The organism is Saccharopolyspora karakumensis (assembly GCF_004349225.1).
GTDB classification, from domain to species: Bacteria; Actinomycetota; Actinomycetes; order Mycobacteriales; family Pseudonocardiaceae; genus Saccharopolyspora; species Saccharopolyspora endophytica.
The window spans coordinates 89,460-106,892 of record NZ_SMLA01000013.1 but is presented as its reverse complement, the minus strand read 5'-3'; the positions used below and the strand labels follow the sequence as shown (position 1 = coordinate 106,892).

Sequence of the window (17,433 nt, the reverse complement as noted above, 5' to 3'; positions counted from 1 at the left end):
TCGGGTCCTGTGATGAGCACATGCTTGGAAGCGGAGGGTTTCAGCGTGAGTACCGATGTTGGAGCTCAGGTCCGGTAGGGTGTCCGGTTCTCCGATTTGCGAGGCAGGTCGGGGCCCGGAGCGGGGACGGCTCGCATGACCGCTGTACCTCGCTCGTCGACGAACCGCGTGAACAGCTGCTGGGCGGCTCCGAAGATGATGGCCCAGGCGATGATTTGTGCCGAGGTGTCGAGTGCGGTGAGGCCTGGCAAGAATTGACCTCGCATGAGCAAGATCCCGAGGACGGCTGTGAGCGCCCCGGTCGGCAACTTGAGCACGGCGAGGGTGATGGGCACGTTGGATGCCGTCGCCGTCCCGTGGAGTTGCTGCAGGGTTGCGGCGCCGGTCACTGCGGCGGCGATGAGACCGGCCAGTTCGACCACGAGGTAGTCCCACCCTTGAACGGGTAGTGCTCCGGGGTTCGGGGCTCCGCCGGTCGGGCACACCACCGCGTGGTGCGTCGGTGGAACGGGCGGCACTGGATGGAAGCACAGGGGGAGCGCGTTGGGGAACCAGAACGCGAGGAGTGCGATCAGGACAGTGACGGCGAACAAGCCACCGGCCCACTTGTAGACGAGGTAGGTGAAGCTCCGCTCGCGGATGACCTCGCTTTCCTGCACGCGGTATGAGGCGCGCATGGCTTCGGCGATGGTTCGCCTCTCGACGACCGTGGGGAGTCTCCCGTTGCCATCTCCCCCTGGTGCGCCCTCGTCCGCTTGCCGCGGTGGGGGTGAGTCAGCCGGGCCGGTGCCGCTCTCCCGGGCCACCCCTACGGTGGTCACCCGACGCCGGTCGTGTGGCGGGAGGTGGCTTTCGATCACAGCGACGAGATCGGGAAGCATGGCCCGCAGGTCCTGGCGCGGCATCACTTGCAGCAGCAGCGCGTGCGCGGCGTTCATGTTCGCCAGCGCCCCGTCGACGGCGCTGCCACGCCAGAACCAACGTGCTTCGAGCACGGTTCGCTCTGCGGTGTCCAGTTGAGCTTTGGCATCGATCACCAGAGGCGTGCACGAGGCGCTCGACACCTGCTTCTCCACGTACCCCGCCAGAGCTCGCAACTCGCGGATGTGAGCGAGGGTTCGCTGGGCCCAGGGCCAACGGCGGACGAACCGCGGTTGTTGCTCCTCTTGGCCCGGCTCCACGGTCTTCTTCTGCTCATTGTTGCGCTGCGCCTCGTTCGATGCGGTCATGTCCGCTCACCTCGCTCGGCTTTGCGAGACCACCGCGCGGCGGGCGAAGCGCGCTGGGACCGCAGATGCTTCTTCCCTTCCACGATCAGCTCCGGTGCTTGCTTCCCTGCGTGCAACGCCCGTACGCGGAATTCGGCCAGCTCCACGAGGTGCCTTCGATCCAAGTGGTCTCAGCCGTTGCCGGTCCGCTGCGGAATGCAGATCTTTTGCCCCGGACGAATGGCATCGGGATTGGCGAGGTGGTTGTAGTGCGTGAGCTTCTGCCACTTCACGCGGTAGCGCTCACCGATTTCCGACACCGTGTCGCCGGCGCGCACCGTGTAGACCTTGCACACCTGTCCGTCGTCGGCCAAGCGGATCTCTTGACCCGGGTAGATCGAATCCGGGTCTGGGATGTCGTTGAGGTACTGGAGCTCCTGCCACGGAACGTGGAACCACTCACCGATCTCCGAGAGCGTATCGCCTCTCTGGATCGTGTAGGTGTCGCAATCCGTCATGATGTCCTCCTCTGTGCACCTGCTCGGGTGCGGTCTGCTGCGGACGTGCAGTCGTTTTCGATGAGGCGCACCCGTTCTCAGGCCGATTGAACGGTGAGCTCGACTGCTCCGGCGTTGTTGAAGTAGAACCCCCAGGCGTCGTTGGTGAAGGCGTAGAGGTAGCCCGGGCGGAAGACTTCGAAGTCGGTGATGCCATCGCCGATCTTGAAGGTCGTGTGCGGTTGCTGGAGTTCGGTGCGCGGGTCCAGCGCACCGTCGGCGATCACCCCGACCAAGCACATCCAGGGTGTCGCGTTTCCGTTGATGTCGGTGCAGACGCGTCTGGTGCCGAACACCCGCGCCTGATCGTTCCTCGTGGCTGCCCGGATTCCGGCTTGGAGAGTCTCCAGTGCCCGCATACCTCCGCGAATGAGCGCGGCGGGGAAGCGCGACCCTCCTGTTCGCGTTCCTGAAGGGCCGGATCGGACGCTGCTGTCGGACCACTCGCCGCGTGCCGACATCCGGTAGGTGCCTGGGGTGAGCCAGATTCCGGTGTCGTTCCACGGTTCACAGGCCATGACCAAAGTCTTGGCCTGTGGCGGTTCTCCGATGAGCGCTGTCTGAGGCCGATAGTCTTCAACGACCTTGACGCGTTGGAGCCCGGATTCGTGGATCTCGCCTCGAGTGGTGTCGTGGCTGTTCTCGGCGAGCTTTGGGACCGCGCGCGGGCGCGGATTGACGTATCGATAGAAGCTCCGGAGGTTCTCCGTGAAATCACCGGAGGGGTCCGGGGTGAGCTGCATCTGAGCGAAGGCGATTCCGCATTCAACGGCCTGGTCGACCATCCACCGCAACGTGACGTCGGACAGGGAGCCAGTGCCGGCACCGGACACCTGCTCGCGGCTGCAACCACCGACGCTCCCGTGGTTTCCGGGGAACCAAACCTGCCGGAAGGTCGAATCGCTCATGTCGGCTCGAGAGGTCCAGAGCGTGGGGGCGAACGGGCCTCGTCGCTCGTCGAGTGCGACGGCGTGGCGAGCGTGGACCACGCGGTCGCTGAGACGCGTGTTGTAGAACCGGTACTTGCTCGCGTCGAGCGTGTCGAGGATGGCGAACTCCGCGGGAATTCCCAGTGATCCGACCGTGTCCCACACGCCAAGGAAGTGAACCTGGACGGGATGTGCGAACCTGCGGTGGAACCAGCGGCGCCACACCGTCGCGCTGTCCGTGTTGTGGTGGTACGCGGAATAGACGTTCTCAGCGTGCGTGCGGTCGGATTCGCTGGTGCTGGGCGGCACGGGTTCGAGCCCGTAGGTCGTCAGCAGCCCCGCCAGGTTCCGCGCGAGGTAGGCGCCCCGGCTGAAACCCACCAAGCTGATCTTGTCCGGACGACCTTCGGTGTTCTCGTGCTGGTAGTTCCGGGCCAAGAAGTCGTAGGCCTCGACCATCTTCGAGTCCAGCCCGAGCCCCACTGCTCCGGCGACGACGTCAACGGGAAGGAAACCGGTGGTGCCGATCCCCGACACATAACTCTTCTTCTGTTCACCGTCGGCGTTCTGATCAGCCAGAGCATCGTGGAGCCGACGCACGTGCGCCTCGTCATGCGGGGAATTCCAGGTGCCGTCACAGCACACGATCAGGTGCTTCACAGCTGCCCCCAAAGCTCGGCATCCCAAGTTTCTCGGAGGTGCTCGCCACGCTGTACAGCCTTTGGTCCCGAGTACGTGCGTCGATGTGTCCCGCGAAGGAGGAGAGGGTGGGCTGGAACCCATCCGAATTGGCAAGTATGCAGCTATTCGAACAGATCCCAGCTCCGGCGGTCAGCAGACTCGCTTGTCAGGTTCGTTGGGTGGCTGTGTTGGTGGCGAGTGGGTGGGGTTCGCCGGTGAGGGTGGTGAGTGCGGTGGCGACTTCGGTGATGCCGGCGCGGGTGTTGGTGGTGGTTCCGGTGTCGCTGCTGGTGGTGGTGTGACCTGCGTAGGCGCGGGCGATGGCGTAGCCGTGGTTGCGTTCGACCCAGGTGAGGGTGGTGTGGCGTAGCCAGTGGGTGCTGACGCCATGGGTGGTCACCCAGGGCAGGTGTGTGCCGATGCGGCTCCAGAGGTGGTCGTAGCGGCGTCTGGTGATGGGGGTGCCGTTGCGGTAGCGCAACAGCTGGTCGGTGGGTTTTGTGGCGCCGCGTTGCTGGGCGTGCTCGCGACCGGTGACCTCGCACTTGGCTGGGGGTCACGGGGACTGAGATCGAAAACCCTGTCATGTGGGTGGCTTAGGCGATCAGTAGCTCGCCGCATGTCGAATGGAATCCCAGTGCCTCGAGAATCGGGAGGCCGTCGTCGTACTCGCAGTTGTCGCACAGAACTGCGGTGTAGCCGGTTCGGGTCTGTCCATCGGGGCCTCCGCCGGTTGTCCAGAGCATCGCATACGGGAGACTTAGTGGTGAATGAATCCAATGCTGAAACGATGTGTGCCGGGGACCAAGGAGGGACCGCACGGTCAGCACGGTCTGCACGTGGAAGGCGCAGATCCACAACTCTCACGCCGCCAGCGCGGTCCAGGGGTCGGGGACCAGGCGGGGACCGCACGGTGTGCACGGTCCCCGCGTGAGCTTTGCGGAACCACAGCCCTCGTGCCATCAGACTCGCCTGACCAGGCAAAACAGCGGCGCGGGAGTACTGCGGAGTTGTGGAATGGCTGTTTGTGATCTTGGCAGGCTCACCGAGGGCCTGTCGAGCGTGTGGGCAGGGTACCTGCGGGACTGGGACCGCAGCCTGCGTTCGGTGAACCATCCCGAGACAACCTGTCGAAGTCCTCGTCAACTTCTCGCGGGCTGACGCCGACGACGCCGTGCCGGTCGAGGACCGACTGCTCGGGGGCGTTGAACGGCCACAGCGCGAGCACGGCTCGTGGCCGCAGGGCATTGATCACCTGCTCCAGAGATCCGCTCGACATGTACGACCCGGCAGAGATCGACGAACCGGTCATGGGCGACTGGGCGCGTGACGACCTTCCCTACGTCCTCCGGGTTCGCAACTCGCTCGACAGGCCGCGTCGGTTCGGTGTACGCGAAGTCCGGGAAGCTCGCCGCGCGTTCTACGCGCTGTGCACGCACATCGATGTTGTGGTCGATGGCAGGGGCCGTCGAGGGCACCTCGGGTCGGCTCGGTCCGGTGACGAACCCAGCCACCGGAACGCAGGCGGACTAGGAGGCAATAACCAGTGCGTCCGAAGTGGACACGGCGGTCTCGCCGGCGGCGAAAGCGTTCGCCTCGTGGGTCACGGCGTCGCTGGCGTGCGCGATCACAGGACTTGCCGAAGTGTGGTTAGTTGATCGCGATCGGCCGTGCGGTGTGAGGCGTTCACCGGGAGGCGTACGTTCTGAAAACGGTATCACTCGCGTTCGCGGGAGATGGTGTCTTCGTGGATGTGCTGAGCCTCTTCCCAATACTCACCGGCGTGCCGCATCGCTGAAGCGAGCACCGCGGTCATGCCTTCGAGGTCTCCGATCGCGCGATCCAGAGCTTCCTGGGGGTGGTCGCGCAGCGCTTCCTTGTACAGGCTGTTCCGGTCCACTTGGTCGAGCTTGTTGGTCAATTCGTCGGCCAGGTGGTGCAAGGAACCAAGCACTCCGAGCAACGCCGCGCCGAACGGAGGCCAATCCAGTTGAGCGAGGTCAGTTCCTGCGCATTTTCTCGCGGCCCGGTCGAGCGCGTCCCGGGCGGCGTACATCTCTTCGAGGGGATGGTGAGCCATGGCTCCTGCCTCTGCCAAGTTGATCAGGCGAATTGCTATCGTCAGCGGCGAGGCCGAATCGGGGCCGCCGCCACTGCGCGCCGACTCGCACCTCAGTGAGTTCCACGAGCAGCACGGCTCCCAGTGTCACCAGGCAATGGTGACTTCCGACCCTACCGCGTGCACGCTGGTCGTGCAGGCCATTGGCGTCGTCCGTTGTGGTCCACCGAGTGCAGAACCGGATCATGCCACCGGGCGCCACGTGTCGCTGCGATTTGTAGCGGGTAGCCGAGAGCCGGGCAATGCGCGAGAAGGGAAGAATCATGAGCGGAACAACCACAGGACGTTCAATGAACAAGTCACCCGCACGTATTGCCGCAACAGTCGTCGCGGGGGTCTTCTTGCTCGTCGGCATTCTTGGTTTCATCCCCGGGGTCACAACCGAATACGAGGGGATGACATTCGCCGGCCACCACTCCACCGCGATGTTGCTTGGTGTTTTCCAAGTATCGATCTTGCACAACATCGTGCACCTCCTGTTCGGCATCGTCGGCCTTGCGTTGGCCCGCACTGCCGGCGGCGCGATCTCGTTTCTCGTCGGGGGAGGCGCTGTATACCTGGTGTTGTGGATCTACGGCCTCATCGTCGACATGGACAGTGCGGCCAACTTCGTCCCGTTGAATGCTGCAGACAATTGGCTGCACCTCTTCCTGGGCCTCGGGATGATCGCACTAGGCGCGCTGATTTGGCAGGCAGGCACCCGCCACCGCTCGACAAGCGACGATGAGGGCACCTCTGGAAGGGGCACCAGCGACTGAGGCCGTGTGGTCGTTAACTGATCTGTTCCCGCGCAGGGCGTCGCGGCGCACGGCGATGCCTACGACGATTGCTGGGCCGTCTTCTTGGGCGCGACGTCATCGTGCGAGCTGGTTGACAGCGAGGGCGAAGAGCCACGGATTCTTGGCGGCGGCCGGCACGATCCGTTGGGCGAGTGACGGTTGCCGCCGGGACCACAGCAGGGCCTCGGTCAGCCATCGTGACCGCCGTGACGTCCTCTTCCAGGCGCGCTCGTAGTCGGCGGGTCGATCCAGCCTGATGCAGCGCACGAGCTCTGCCGCGGTGACCAGAGACACCGCGAGTCCTTCACCGGTGAGGGCGTCCACATAGCCGGCTGCGTCCCCAACGAGCAGGACGCGGCCCGCGACGCGGCTCGATGCGTGCTGGCGGAACGGGCCAGCACCACGGACGGAGCTGATCGGTTCCGCATCCGCGATTCGTGCAGACAGGTCTGGGAAGGCGGAAAGTTGCTGGGTGAACCCGCCACGGACGGAGGAGAGGATCGCGACCCCGATGGTGTTCGGTCCGACCGGCGTCACGTACGCCTCGGACTGCGACGCCCACGTCACCTCGACCGTGTCGGTGAACGGAGCGAGGGCGTAGTGGCGGCGCAAACCCCAACGCGGAACCCACGTCGAGCATGCCGTGTTGACCTTCGTCAGTCCGGCGAGTTCGCGGACCGTGGAATGCAGCCCATCGGCCGCGACGAGGTATCGCGCTCGCAGCCCCTCCGCGCGGATGTGATCGCTGTGTTGGGAAAAGGTGCGGATCGGGGACGTCAGCATCGGTACGCCGTGCCGTTCTACCGCGCAGCGCAGAGCGCTGTGCAGTGCTGTGCGCCGTACCCCTCTGCCGGATCCGGTGCGGAACGCAGCCCGGGCGACCGTCGAGCCCTGCCGATAGGTGATGCCCTGGATGGGGTGGCCGGGTGGGTCGACCCCAAGCGCCCCGAGTGCGCGGACGGCGCCAGGCATCAAGCCTTCTCCACAGGCTTTGTCGATCACTCCGGGGCGCTTTTCGCACACGACGACGTCCAAGCCAGCTTGTGCACATCCCAGCGCGACCGCGAGGCCGGCGGGGCCACCACCAGCGACCACGACGTCGTGAAGATGCTTAAGCACGTGCCGACCTCAACGCTTCGCCCTCCGCACGCATCCGCACTGAGAGCAGCGACGCGTTCAACGCGGTGAAGATGACCGCTGTTAGCCACGCGCCATGGACGAGCGGCAGCGCGAATCCTTCGACGGTCACCGCGACGTAGTTCGGGTGAGGGAGAAAGCGGTAGGGGCCGTTGGTGACCAGGGGGAGGCCGGGGACTATCACGATGCGGGTGTTCCACCGGTACCCGAGAACGCGGATGCACCACCACCGCAGTGCCTGTGACGCGACGACCAAAGCGAGCATCGGCCAGCCCAGCAAGCCCGAAAAGACTCGGGCAGTCAGCCATACCTCGATCACACAGCCGACCAGCAGCCCGGTGTGCAGCGCGACCATGAAGGGGTAGTGCGAAGATCCCGACTCTCGCCCGCCTCGGGACAAACTCCACGCCAAGTTGCGTTTCGCGACCGCCAACTCGGCCATGCGCTCTGATGCGACCAGCCCCACCAGGACCGTGTACCAGGCTTGGGTCACCACCGCAGGAGCACCAGTTCTGAACAGAATCCCGGGCCCATCGCCATCATCACACCCCAATCACCCGGGGACGCGGGTCTGGAAGTGAGCGTGTCAGCGAGTACGTGCAGCACCGAGGATGACGACACATTGCCGATCCGGTGCAACGAGCGCCACGTCATCGCCAGGTCGTCCTCGTCGAGGCCCAACACCGACTGAACGGCTTCGATGACCTTCGGCCCGCCGGGGTGGCAAATCCAGCGAGCGATGTCCTCGACCTCGATCCCGTGCGGGGCCAGCAGCTGTTCGACGTCCTGTGCCAGGTGCTTGCGCACGAGATCAGGCACTTCCGCTCCCAGCACCACCTTCAGGCCCGAGTCACCGACGTCCCACCCCATGGCACGCTGGGTGTTCTCGTAGAGGTGACTCGCGGAGTCCACTACACGTGGTCCCGTCGACTCGGCCTCATGTTCGTCTCCCACGGCGATGAGTGCCGCAGCACCGTCGCCGAACAGTCCTGCCGCGACGATGTTGGCGGGGCTGCGATCCTGGCGTTGGACGGTGAGCGAGCACAGCTCGACCGACACCAGCATCGCCACCGAACTCGGCCAGCCACGCAAGAAGTCGTGCAACCGCGCGATCCCCGCTGCGCCTGCTAGACAGCCAAGTCCCACTACCGGCACTCTTTTCACGTCCGGACGCATCCCGATGCGTGCCGCGATCCGCGCGTCGAGGGAGGGCACCGCGATCCCGGTAACCGTCGTCGACAACACGAGGTCCACCTCCGCGGCACTGAACCCAGCGGCTTCGAGAGCGCCGAGTGCGGCATCGCATCCGAGATCCACTGCTGCGGAGAGGTACGCGTCGTTCGCCGCGGTGAAACCATCCAGCTCGTCGTACTGCTCGATGGGCAGCGCCAAGTGTCGGGTAGCGACACGTGCGCTGGTGTGAATTCGGTTCGCCACAGCTCGCGCAGTCCGGTCTGGTAGGCACAACCGGCTGAACAGCTCGGTCAGCTGCGCTTGTGGATACCGATGTGGCGGGAGCGTTCCGTGCACGGCCGAAATGGTTGTCACCGTTTCCACGGTACGACTTCCGCCTACACTCGCCAGATGACCTGTTCCGAAGCGGGACACAATGGTGCTGGACGTTCTGCACCGAACAAGCGACGCTGGCAGGAGTTGGCCCGAGGTTTCATCCGCGCCTCTCATCCGGTGCCGGGACTTGCGGTGACATCCTTGGTCATGGTTCTCGCCGCTGGTTTGGGACTCCGCTTCGGGCAGGTGGTGTTGCTCGGCGCGGCAGTGCTGACTGGTCAGTTGTCGGTCGGGTGGTCCAACGATTGGATCGACGCCGCGCGAGATCGCTCAGTCGGACGAGAGGACAAGCCGGTCGCGGCAGGAATCGTCCCGGTGGCGGGCGTTCGTCTCACCGCATCGGCGGCGCTCGTTGCCACGATCGTGCTCTCGTCGCTACTCGGACCTCGGCCTGCTGCGGCTTTGCTGATAGGACTCGCCGCGGCGTGGGCGTACAACCTCGGGCTGAAGGCGACGATCTGGTCCGGTGCGACCTACTTGCTTGCCTTTGGCGCGCTGCCCGTCGCACCGTATGCGGCACTGCCTGGACAGCCCTGGCCGCCCTGGTGGGTTCCGGTCGTCAGCGCACTGCTCGGTTTCGGAGCACATGTCGCGAACGCTCTTCCCGACCTGCGGGCGGACGCGAAGACCGGGGTGCGCGGCCTCCCACAGCGGCTGGGCCCCCAGGCCGGCGTGATCGTCATGGTCGCAGCACTGGCTGCCGCATCGGTTGTCCTCGGCACCGCACCGCAAGTCCCGCCGACCGCGTTCACTGTCACGGCTTCGTCGGCCGGAATTGTGTTAGCCGTCGTGACGGCCATGATCGCGGTACGTTCCCCGCACAGCCCGACGGCGTTTCGGTTCACTGTGGTGATCGCGGTGCTCGACGTTGTCGTGTTGCTCGCGGTCACGAATTGAGTACGCTGCCCTGAACGCACAGATGCCGAATATCAACGGAGAGGACACCTTTCGTGCTGCGGCTGGCGTGCTCTTGGCTGGTGCGCGCCCAGACGAAACACGGCAGTGTCTAAATCACGTTTCCCAGTTCGACGTCGGCCCCGCGGCTGAACCACCGGCAAGCTGCTGCGAGCATCGACGTACCGAAGACATCATTTCGCGTGACCCACGCGAGAAACCTGGTTCTGATCGTTTCTGCAGCTCTGGTCGACTGCTGGACGGCGGTCGAGTTTAGGGTTGGTTGTGCCGGGAAATGCAAGAGGAGAAGCAAATCATTTGATCTCATTGGAGGCCACGGTGTTGACCATTCTGCGAAAGAAGGGCATCACGTCCGACCACACGTTCGCCGCGGGGATGCTCTCGATTGCTCTGAGCGTGATCTGTTGGGCCGCATCGCTCAACGCGTCGGAATCGACCGCCCGAGCGGACCGTTGGGGGATCTTCGTTGGGGAATGGGCGCCTAGCTTCTTCGCCTTGGGTGTGGCGCTTCGCGTAGATGAGAACGAGGACATGAAGGGTAGTCGATAGGACGGGTCGGCGTGCGCCTCGATCTCTCAGCCATTTCGATGAGGCAACCGCAATCCTGCGCAGATGTTGAGGGAGTGTCAACAGTGGCATGACGGTCGTAGCGCGACCCTGCGGCACGTGACCAGAACACGCGGTATCCATTCAACCTCCGAGCCAGTTCGTGCTCTTCCGCGAATTGCTGGGCAGGCTCCGCGTGCCCGAAGTCGCGGTTCCTGAACGAAACGTGGGTACGCCGACGCCAGAGTCGAGATCACCACCGAAGTCATTGGGAGCACCATGTTCTACCACGTGCAGAAGATGATCAACGAGATCGTTCCGGACGAGCCGGATCCGGGAGCGGCCAACGCTTTGCAGGAGGGATTGGGCGGACAATTCGGAGAAATGCGCACTATGATGCAGTATCTCTTCCAGAGCTTCAATTTCCGTGGCGCCCAAGCCAAGCCCTTTCGCGACCTGCTGCACGGAATCGGCACGGAGGAGATAAGCCATGTCGAACTGATCGCGACCACGATCGCTCGCCTGACCGACGGCTCGCCTCGCTACAACGGAACACCCACTGAGCTGGACGAACCCGCGGCAGGAGGAGCGACTCCACTGTCGAACGCACTGTCCGACGGAAACATTCACCACTTCCTGGTTGGTGCGCAGGGTGCGATGCCCGTGGACGCGGTCGGCAACCCGTGGTCCGGTTCGTACGTCTACAACAGCGGAAACCTCGTACTGGACCTCCTGTACAACTTGATGTTGGAGTCGACCGGCCGATTGCAGAAGTGCCGGATCTACGAGATGAGCGCAAACCGCACCTTGCGGTCCACGGTGGCCTACCTGATCGTGCGCGATCAAGCGCACGAGAACGCCTACGCCAAGGCGTTGGAGAGCCTCGGGGTGAACTGGTCGAAGACCTTGCCGATTCCGAAGACTTCGGCGGAGAAGTTCCCCGAGGTCGCCACACTGCTCGAGCATGGCTTGGAGAACAAGCAGTACACCTTCGACCTCGACCACCTCTCAGAGGCGGGCAAGATCTTCCGCGGGGCGTCGCCCTCGGACCCTGGCAAGTCGTTGGGCACCGCGCAGACGCCCGAAGGGGTGCCGATTGACATTGCTGACCCGCGTCCAGAGGAGTTCGCCCCGGGACTCGACCGCGAGCTACTGGAACTCGTGCAGGCCACCGCAGAGCTCGAGCTGGCCGAGGCCGACGAACCTGTCCGATACGGCCCCGTCAGCTAGATCGCGTCCAACGTTCCCAGGTGCAGACGGGTGCCGAACGCATCTGAACCAATGAGATGAACGAGGAGAGCAAATGGGGTCAGTAGCTCACTACCTGGAAGTGCGAGCGCCCGCCGAGAAGTGCTATCAGTGGTGGCGCCCGCTTACCCACGTTCCGGAAATCTTTCCCGACGTGCAACGCGTGGAACCGCGAACCGCTGAAGCCGAGATGACGCATTGGGTGGTCTCCGGACCCGCAGGCAAGAACGTCGAGTGGGATGCGCGGATCGTCGAGGACGAGCCAGGCCGCAAAATCGCGTGGAAATCAATCGAGCAGCAGACTGAGAAGTCCAACACCGTTTCCACTGCGGGGGCGGTACGTTTCGACGACCACGGAGAGAGTACAGGAGTAGAAGTGAGCTTGCGGTACGACGCGCCAGGGGGCGGGGTGGCGGAGGCGGTGGCCACGCTGTTCGCGGACCCTCAGCAGAAGGTCGAGCAAGCTCTCGAATCCTTCAAGGAACTCATGGAAAACAACAAGCCAGGACGTTGAGGCCTCGAGGGGCGGTACCGCTTGGCTCCGAGTGCGCGGGACGTCCACAGCACGCCAGCTTAGGCCGGCAGTGCGAGCAGGCCGCCCGCGGGGCTTCGTTTCGGTCCGGGCGGTGATCCGACCGCTGGAGAGCCGACCACGCGGCAGGGTTGAGGTTGAGTGGCACGTGGTCGTGTCGCCGCCTCTCACTGGCCGGGGCTACGAGGAGGCGCTGGACGGACAGGTCTTGCTGGGTACAGGCGCGCGCCCCGGCTCCGGGCTGGAGGCACCACCCGCAATCGCGTCGCCGCGAGGTGGATCAGCCGCCTCAGGTGTACCGGTCCAGCGGTCCCCAACCGCGGTGGTACAACATGGTCGCCGTCGTCGAACACGTGGGATCACCCGGGACAGGGGTTGGCTGGGCGTTCGTCACGGGCACCCGCAGTTTCAATCTAGAAGCGGCGGCGAGTGCACGCGAGACTCGGTGGGAAGGCCTACTGGACGAGCTCGTCTGCTCGCTGGTACGCCGGGCGTTGCGTTCGCCCTCACGACCACCGTGTTCGGCGCCTTCCTTGCCGGTCGGCGGCTCGCTCGCTGGAAATTTCAGCTCCGACCGATCAGGTCGGTGTGGGGCAGAAGCCGACCGGGGGTGATCCAGGAGCGGCACAGGAGCACGAAGAGCAAGAGCTCCACTGGTGCGGAGCCGTAGTACATGAGCTGGCCGCCGATCTGCGCCTGTTCTGCGGTCACGCCGTCGGGAGGTGCGGCGTAGACGGTTTTCGCCAGGACGTTGTGTGCGGCCACGGCCACCACCAACGTCGTGGCGCGCCAGGCGGCGTGGGAGCGGTGCGGTGCCGGGTCGGGACCACCGAGGACGGCGAAGGTGAACACGAAGCCGGCCGCTAGCACGTGGATGTGGACTGCGGCGTGCAACCACGGTTCGGTGTGCATCGCCGCGTACACGCCGGTTCGGTAGAGCACCCACAAACCGCCGATGTTGAGCATCGCTGCGATTGCGGGCTGTGTCAGCACCCTCATCGGGGTCGAGCGCGTGCAGCGGGCCAAGGTCCGAGCAGCGGCGACCGGTAGCGCCCGCAAGGCGAGGGTGACGGGAGCCGCCAGAACCATCAGCACGGGTGCCAGCATCCCGAGCAGGATGTGTCCGGTCATGTGGAGGACGAAGTCGTGGTGGGCGCGCTGCGCGAACGGCCCCGCCGAGGTCGCCGCGGCGCACAACCACCGAGCAGCCCACACGCCGAGCGGTATGCCGGCCACTGGACGCCGCGGTTCCGCAGAATCGCGGTCGCGATCACATGTGCTAGAACGGCGGTGCCCTACGCGAGCACGACCAGGCACTCTCCGGTGCTCATCAGCACCGCACCGGGACGGGATGATGACGCATCGACAACGCTTCCTAGCGTGTTGGGTCCTCGCGGTGATGAAGCCATATCAGGACCCACCACGCGATCCCGGCCAGTAACAGGACGGCAGCGACGACGTTCCACGCGAGGTCATAGGGCATCAAGCTCACCCCGTAGCGCATTTGGTGCAGGTTCAGGAGTTTGTGTTGGACGAGGCCGTCGTAGAGTTGGAAGAACCGGATCCGGTCAGCCGGCCCGCCGCGAAGTCCGCGATGCGGAAGCACGTCCGCGGCGCAGCGAGCCGACCATCAGCAGGGAAGCGACGGTGGCGAACCAGCTGAACGCGTGGAAGAGCCCGTCAGAAACCACGGCGGGATCCTCAGCAGCATCTACACCGCCGCTGGCCACGACGAATTTTCCGAGCTGGACCACCGCGAGCAGATAGTTGTACCGGGTCGTCTCAGGTCGCCCAGTTGAACGCAAACATCGGTCCAGTCCCGAACCAGGCAACGCCACGACTCGGACAAGCCAGCCGACAAGCGCTCAATATCCACGCCGCCCTCCCCAGAGTCCCATGCTCAGCCGCGTAGCACTGTGCTGCGCCTCCGTTGGCCAACAATCTCACGAGGGCGGCCGCCGCTTCCGTAGAAGATCCCCGAAACCGTCTCTACCGCCGCCTGATCCGCCCACCCGTCTGCGCGCTGGTGGCAGGCCACGAATCCCGTACGTGGCATGCCACCAGCGCTCTTCAGACGACCACGACTCGGCGTCCTCGCGTGTGACCGGCTTGGCTGTCGATGTGCGCCGCCGCGGCCTCCGCGAGCGTGTACGTCTTCTCGACCGGGATGTGGAGCTTGCTCCGCGAGAGGAGGTCGACGGCTTCGGCGAGCGCTTCGGGCACGCTCCCGGCCACGCCGGAGAACCGGGCACCGAGCTCCGGCGCGCCGAGATCGGCGATGGAGACCACCTTCCCCGGGTCCCCGGTCAGTTCGATGAGTTCACGGATCACGCCTGAGCCCGCCAGGTCGAGGGCCGCGTCGACCTGGCCGAGCCCCCGGACTCGCTCGACCCAGCCCTCACCGTAGGTCGTGGCGAGGGCGCCCAGGCCGCGCAGGTAGTCCTGGTTCGCGGCCCCGGCCGTGCCGATCACCGTGATGCCGCGCTCACGGGCGATCTGCAGCACCGCCGATCCGACGCCCCCAGACGCACCGCTGACCAACAGCGTCTGCGCGGGCCGGACGCCGACCTCGCGGATGACGCGCAGCGCGGTCTCCACCACCGAGGGGTATCCGGCCGCCTCCTCGAAGGTCAGTCCCTCGGGCATCCGGGCCCAGGCCGACAACACGGCGAACTCGGCATAGGTGCTCGAGCCTTCGCCGAACACGTGGTCGCCGACCTCGACCCCTTCGACGCCCTCGCCGACCTCGTCCACCACCCCGGCGGCGTCGAGCCCGATACCGGAGGGCAGTTCGGTCGGGTGCGCGCCGAGGATCTGGCCTTCCCGGACTCGCCAGTCGACGGGGTTCACTCCTGCTGCTCGGACGGTGATGCGTACCTGGCCTGGGCCCGCATGAGGTTCTGCGGCGTCCAGGAGCTGCAGGACTTCGGGGCCGCCGAACTCGGCGAAGATGACCTTCTTCATGCTGTCGTCCTTAATGCTCACGGTCGGTTGTGGGTGAGCGTGTTTGTTTTTTCCTCGGCTGACTGCCGCGGTTGACGGCACGCGGCTGGTTCAGGTGGCGGGTTCGGTGGTGAGCATCCACGTTCTTCATGCAGCGGAATGTAACACTAACAGCTAGCGTTTAATAGCAGTTAGGTTTTTGTGTCTGATAGCATCAGCGGATGACCGCCCCGCCCGGACGCCGTGAGCGCAAGAAGGCCGCGACCCGTCAGAAGATCGCCGACACCGCGCTGCGGCTGTTCCTGGATCGCGGGTACGACGCGGTGGGCATCCGTGACGTGGCCGCAGAGGCCGACGTCGCCGTAACCACGGTCTTCTCCCACTTCGCCTCGAAAGAGGCCCTGGTGTTCGAGCACGACGAAGACTTCGAGCAAGGCCTCGCTCGGGCGGTCACCGGCCGGGCTCCGCACGAGCCGCTCATCCCCGCGCTGCGCCGCGAGATCCACGCGATGGTGCGCCATTGCACGGCGGACAGCGCCGCCCCGATCTGGCGCATGATCGACGAATCACCTGCCCTGCGGCAGTTCGAGGAGTCGATGAGGCTGCGCCATGCGGAGTCGCTGGCAACGGCCATCGCTGCCGATCTCGACCTGCCACAGACCACCACGGTCTGCCGGACGATCGCGAGGTTCGTGATCGACGCCCATTCACTGGCCCGTGCGGCGGCCGATCCGGACGCCGCGTTGGACGAGATCTTCCGGATGATCGAGGCGGCCTGGGCCGTCACCCGCCCCTCTCGGCCCAGTTCTACCGAAGCTCCCGTGAGCCGCAAAGTAGCGGGTACGCAGAGGTAGATCATCCGTAGTTCGTATCGGACCGGGTCGGCCGGATCTGATGTTGGCGGACGTGGCGCACGAACATCCCGGTAGCGCGCGAGGCTTCCGACCGCGTCATCGCTGGCTCGCCTTCTTCCGGGCGGCCGGGTCCCGCTCGGCGTGCCAGGCCGCGAGTGCGTCGGCCGAGGGCCGGGCGTAGCGCGACAGGGTGCGGATCGAGGTGTGGCCGGATTTGGTCATCAGCATCGGGGTGGGCGTTCCGTCCTCGGCGGCGTGGGTCAGCGCGGAATGCCGCAGGTCATGCAGCGTCCACCCGTCGGAGGCGTGCTTGAACAGCTCAGCCGCGCGGCGGTAGGACAACCGCGCTCGGCCGGTGTCCGGGTCCAGGTCGGCGGCGGCGATCCCGGTCGCCATCGCCTTCGCCATCACCCAGCCCGCGGACGTCGACCTCAACGAAATCGTGGTTCGCCCCGCCGCCAGCGGCCAGTAACAGCGCAATACGCGAACCGCCGTGAAACGGAACGTAGGCCCAGCCTCCGACCGCGGCTGGGCCTATGTTCCGCAACGATGCGGCGAAGCCGGCCATCAAGCCTCCTTGGCGTCGGTCTCCAAGTCCAGGCGTCGGTCCATGTCCAATCGGAACCGTCCGTGCGGGTTGATGTTTGACCAGAACAGCGGCGTCAGACCACGGCGGTCGGCGTCGCCCAGGGTGCCCGCCAAGGCCGGTTCGGTCAGTACCTGTTGCAGCAGCAGGGTGTTGACGTGCACCAGCGCGGACTGGAGTAGGTGCAGGTCGCCGAGGTCCGGGCGGTGCGCGAGGACCGCGACGAGCGGGCCTTGGAGCTGGCCGACGACCGTGAGGCCGGCCGGTGACCACCGTCGTCGTCGACGCCTCGGTCCTGATCGACGCCCTGCTGCCCGGCCCCCGCCAGCAACCCGCCTTGAGCGCGCTGGAAGGCGCCGAGATCCTGGCCGACCCGCCGCACCTGCCCATCGAGGTGCTGTCGGTGCTGCGCAAAAATTCCGCTGCGCGAGGACTCCCCGCCGCTGCTCACCGCTCGGCGCACCCTCGCCGAGCTCGACCTCGACCTCGACCTGGTGCCGCTGTCCGAGATCGGCGAACGGGTCTGGGAGCTGCGGCACGCTCTGAGCGCCTACGACGCGGCCTATCTCGTGGCCACCGAACACCTCGGCGGCACACTGCTTTCCGCCGATGCCGCGCTGCTGGAGGACCCTGACCGGCGCGGCGCCGTAGCCAACCCCCAGCCTGAATCTCTGCACGACCACGACCGCCGATGGATCAGCGGCACCGACGCGGACCTTGACCGATGGTCCGGTCTCCGTAGCGGCTCGCTGAACCACTGCTGAGGCCGGTGAACGGTACGGCGGAAGTCACCACGGATGGCGGCTCGGTTGAAGATTGGGCACGTAGCA

The 17,433-nt window shown here is 65.5% G+C and carries 20 protein-coding genes; 6 read left to right on the top strand and 14 right to left on the bottom strand.

All coding sequences use genetic code 11. From position 1 onward, the window contains the following. Positions 1–65 precede the first annotated feature (65 nt). The 5 genes from E1202_RS12085 to E1202_RS12060 all read right to left on the bottom strand — a co-directional run bounded on the left by E1202_RS12085 (position 66) and on the right by E1202_RS12060 (position 5,455). Positions 66–1,229 (bottom strand): hypothetical protein, encoded by a 1,164-nt coding sequence (locus tag E1202_RS12085; RefSeq protein ID WP_235878137.1) that lies wholly within the window; start codon positions 1,227–1,229, stop codon positions 66–68. Positions 1,230–1,399: 170 nt separating this feature from the next. Then, the gene (locus E1202_RS12080; RefSeq protein WP_235878135.1) at positions 1,400–1,726 is read right to left on the bottom strand and encodes a LysM peptidoglycan-binding domain-containing protein; all 327 of its coding nucleotides are present in this window, start codon (positions 1,724–1,726) and stop codon (positions 1,400–1,402) included. Between the two features lie 77 nt (positions 1,727–1,803). Continuing rightward, a complete protein-coding gene (locus E1202_RS12075) occupies positions 1,804–3,477 on the bottom strand; it encodes a DUF2235 domain-containing protein (RefSeq protein WP_132682989.1) in 1,674 nt (557 codons plus the stop codon). Between the two features lie 64 nt (positions 3,478–3,541). Next, entirely contained in the window at positions 3,542–3,856 is a 315-nt protein-coding gene (locus tag E1202_RS12070) for a hypothetical protein (protein ID WP_328590976.1), read from the bottom strand. A 1,236-nt stretch (positions 3,857–5,092) separates the two neighbouring features. Continuing rightward, complete coding sequence (locus tag E1202_RS12060) at positions 5,093–5,455, bottom strand: hypothetical protein (RefSeq protein WP_132682987.1); 363 nt, start codon at positions 5,453–5,455, stop codon at positions 5,093–5,095. Between the two features lie 329 nt (positions 5,456–5,784). Between E1202_RS12060 and E1202_RS12055 the strand changes: the two genes are divergently transcribed. Next, positions 5,785–6,252, top strand: coding sequence for a DUF4383 domain-containing protein (locus E1202_RS12055; RefSeq protein ID WP_132683026.1), 468 nt, complete (start codon positions 5,785–5,787; stop codon positions 6,250–6,252). A gap of 96 nt (positions 6,253–6,348) precedes the next feature. Here E1202_RS12055 and E1202_RS12050 read toward each other — a convergent pair whose 3' ends face one another. The 3 genes from E1202_RS12050 to E1202_RS12040 form a co-directional block, all read right to left on the bottom strand. After that, complete coding sequence (locus E1202_RS12050; RefSeq protein WP_235878153.1) at positions 6,349–7,368, bottom strand: NAD(P)/FAD-dependent oxidoreductase; 1,020 nt, start codon at positions 7,366–7,368, stop codon at positions 6,349–6,351. A 16-nt stretch (positions 7,369–7,384) separates the two neighbouring features. Further along, positions 7,385–7,765, bottom strand: a complete 381-nt coding sequence (locus tag E1202_RS12045) for an isoprenylcysteine carboxyl methyltransferase family protein (protein WP_235878125.1) — start codon at positions 7,763–7,765, stop codon at positions 7,385–7,387. Positions 7,766–7,899: 134 nt separating this feature from the next. Then, positions 7,900–9,093 (bottom strand): type III polyketide synthase, encoded by a 1,194-nt coding sequence (locus E1202_RS12040; RefSeq protein WP_235878115.1) that lies wholly within the window; start codon positions 9,091–9,093, stop codon positions 7,900–7,902. On the opposite strand from E1202_RS12040, the gene E1202_RS12035 reads away from it, so the two are divergent. The 3 genes from E1202_RS12035 (at position 8,995) to E1202_RS12020 (ending at position 12,202) form a co-directional block, all read left to right on the top strand. Next, a complete protein-coding gene (locus tag E1202_RS12035) occupies positions 8,995–9,876 on the top strand; it encodes a UbiA family prenyltransferase (protein WP_132682982.1) in 882 nt (293 codons plus the stop codon). The genes E1202_RS12040 and E1202_RS12035 overlap by 99 nt on opposite strands. 843 nt (positions 9,877–10,719) lie before the next feature. Then, a complete protein-coding gene (locus tag E1202_RS12025) occupies positions 10,720–11,670 on the top strand; it encodes a manganese catalase family protein (protein WP_132682979.1) in 951 nt (316 codons plus the stop codon). A gap of 73 nt (positions 11,671–11,743) precedes the next feature. Continuing rightward, positions 11,744–12,202 carry an SRPBCC family protein gene (locus E1202_RS12020; RefSeq protein ID WP_132682977.1) on the top strand — a complete coding sequence of 153 codons (459 nt, stop codon included), beginning with the start codon at positions 11,744–11,746 and terminating at the stop codon, positions 12,200–12,202. Between the two features lie 582 nt (positions 12,203–12,784). On the opposite strand, the gene E1202_RS12015 is transcribed toward E1202_RS12020, so the two are convergent. The 4 genes from E1202_RS12015 to E1202_RS12005 all read right to left on the bottom strand — a co-directional run bounded on the left by E1202_RS12015 (position 12,785) and on the right by E1202_RS12005 (position 15,184). Further along, positions 12,785–13,456 (bottom strand): cytochrome c oxidase assembly protein, encoded by a 672-nt coding sequence (locus E1202_RS12015; RefSeq protein ID WP_207918584.1) that lies wholly within the window; start codon positions 13,454–13,456, stop codon positions 12,785–12,787. A gap of 139 nt (positions 13,457–13,595) precedes the next feature. Continuing rightward, positions 13,596–13,724, bottom strand: coding sequence for a hypothetical protein (locus tag E1202_RS32990; RefSeq protein WP_408006270.1), 129 nt, complete (start codon positions 13,722–13,724; stop codon positions 13,596–13,598). A gap of 64 nt (positions 13,725–13,788) precedes the next feature. After that, a complete protein-coding gene (locus E1202_RS31795; protein ID WP_207918582.1) occupies positions 13,789–13,911 on the bottom strand; it encodes a DUF2243 domain-containing protein in 123 nt (40 codons plus the stop codon). 379 nt (positions 13,912–14,290) lie between these two features. Further along, positions 14,291–15,184, bottom strand: a complete 894-nt coding sequence (locus tag E1202_RS12005; RefSeq protein WP_132682975.1) for an NADP-dependent oxidoreductase — start codon at positions 15,182–15,184, stop codon at positions 14,291–14,293. Between the two features lie 200 nt (positions 15,185–15,384). Between E1202_RS12005 and E1202_RS12000 the strand changes: the two genes are divergently transcribed. Continuing rightward, complete coding sequence (locus tag E1202_RS12000; protein WP_132682974.1) at positions 15,385–16,017, top strand: TetR/AcrR family transcriptional regulator; 633 nt, start codon at positions 15,385–15,387, stop codon at positions 16,015–16,017. Positions 16,018–16,113: 96 nt separating this feature from the next. Here E1202_RS12000 and E1202_RS11995 read toward each other — a convergent pair whose 3' ends face one another. Both E1202_RS11995 and E1202_RS32585 read right to left on the bottom strand, forming a co-directional pair. After that, on the bottom strand, positions 16,114–16,452 hold the full coding sequence (locus E1202_RS11995; RefSeq protein WP_235878113.1) for a site-specific integrase: 339 nt from the start codon (positions 16,450–16,452) through the stop codon (positions 16,114–16,116). Positions 16,453–16,584: 132 nt separating this feature from the next. Next, complete coding sequence (locus tag E1202_RS32585; RefSeq protein WP_268952317.1) at positions 16,585–17,142, bottom strand: Tn3 family transposase; 558 nt, start codon at positions 17,140–17,142, stop codon at positions 16,585–16,587. Here E1202_RS32585 and E1202_RS31790 point away from each other — a divergent pair. Continuing rightward, positions 17,098–17,367 (top strand): PIN domain-containing protein, encoded by a 270-nt coding sequence (locus E1202_RS31790; RefSeq protein WP_207918581.1) that lies wholly within the window; start codon positions 17,098–17,100, stop codon positions 17,365–17,367. The genes E1202_RS32585 and E1202_RS31790 overlap by 45 nt on opposite strands. Positions 17,368–17,433: the final 66 nt, after the last annotated feature.

What these genes read in the sequence shown, in the direction of transcription:
- E1202_RS12085 (WP_235878137.1), bottom strand. Translation starts at nt 1,229, where the DNA reads ATGACCGCATCGAACGAGGCGCAGCGCAACAATGAGCAGAAGAAGACC.
- E1202_RS12080 (WP_235878135.1), bottom strand. Translation starts at nt 1,726, where the DNA reads ATGACGGATTGCGACACCTACACGATCCAGAGAGGCGATACGCTCTCG.
- E1202_RS12075 (WP_132682989.1), bottom strand. Translation starts at nt 3,477, where the DNA reads ATGGGTTCCAGCCCACCCTCTCCTCCTTCGCGGGACACATCGACGCAC.
- E1202_RS12060 (WP_132682987.1), bottom strand. Translation starts at nt 5,455, where the DNA reads ATGGCTCACCATCCCCTCGAAGAGATGTACGCCGCCCGGGACGCGCTC.
- E1202_RS12055 (WP_132683026.1), top strand. Translation starts at nt 5,785, where the DNA reads ATGAACAAGTCACCCGCACGTATTGCCGCAACAGTCGTCGCGGGGGTC.
- E1202_RS12045 (WP_235878125.1), bottom strand. Translation starts at nt 7,765, where the DNA reads ATGGTCGCGCTGCACACCGGGCTGCTGGTCGGCTGTGTGATCGAGGTA.
- E1202_RS12035 (WP_132682982.1), top strand. Translation starts at nt 8,995, where the DNA reads ATGACCTGTTCCGAAGCGGGACACAATGGTGCTGGACGTTCTGCACCG.
- E1202_RS12040 (WP_235878115.1), bottom strand. Translation starts at nt 9,093, where the DNA reads ATGAGAGGCGCGGATGAAACCTCGGGCCAACTCCTGCCAGCGTCGCTT.
- E1202_RS12025 (WP_132682979.1), top strand. Translation starts at nt 10,720, where the DNA reads ATGTTCTACCACGTGCAGAAGATGATCAACGAGATCGTTCCGGACGAG.
- E1202_RS12020 (WP_132682977.1), top strand. Translation starts at nt 11,744, where the DNA reads ATGGGGTCAGTAGCTCACTACCTGGAAGTGCGAGCGCCCGCCGAGAAG.
- E1202_RS32990 (WP_408006270.1), bottom strand. Translation starts at nt 13,724, where the DNA reads ATGCGCTACGGGGTGAGCTTGATGCCCTATGACCTCGCGTGGAACGTC.
- E1202_RS12005 (WP_132682975.1), bottom strand. Translation starts at nt 15,184, where the DNA reads ATGAAGAAGGTCATCTTCGCCGAGTTCGGCGGCCCCGAAGTCCTGCAG.
- E1202_RS12000 (WP_132682974.1), top strand. Translation starts at nt 15,385, where the DNA reads ATGACCGCCCCGCCCGGACGCCGTGAGCGCAAGAAGGCCGCGACCCGT.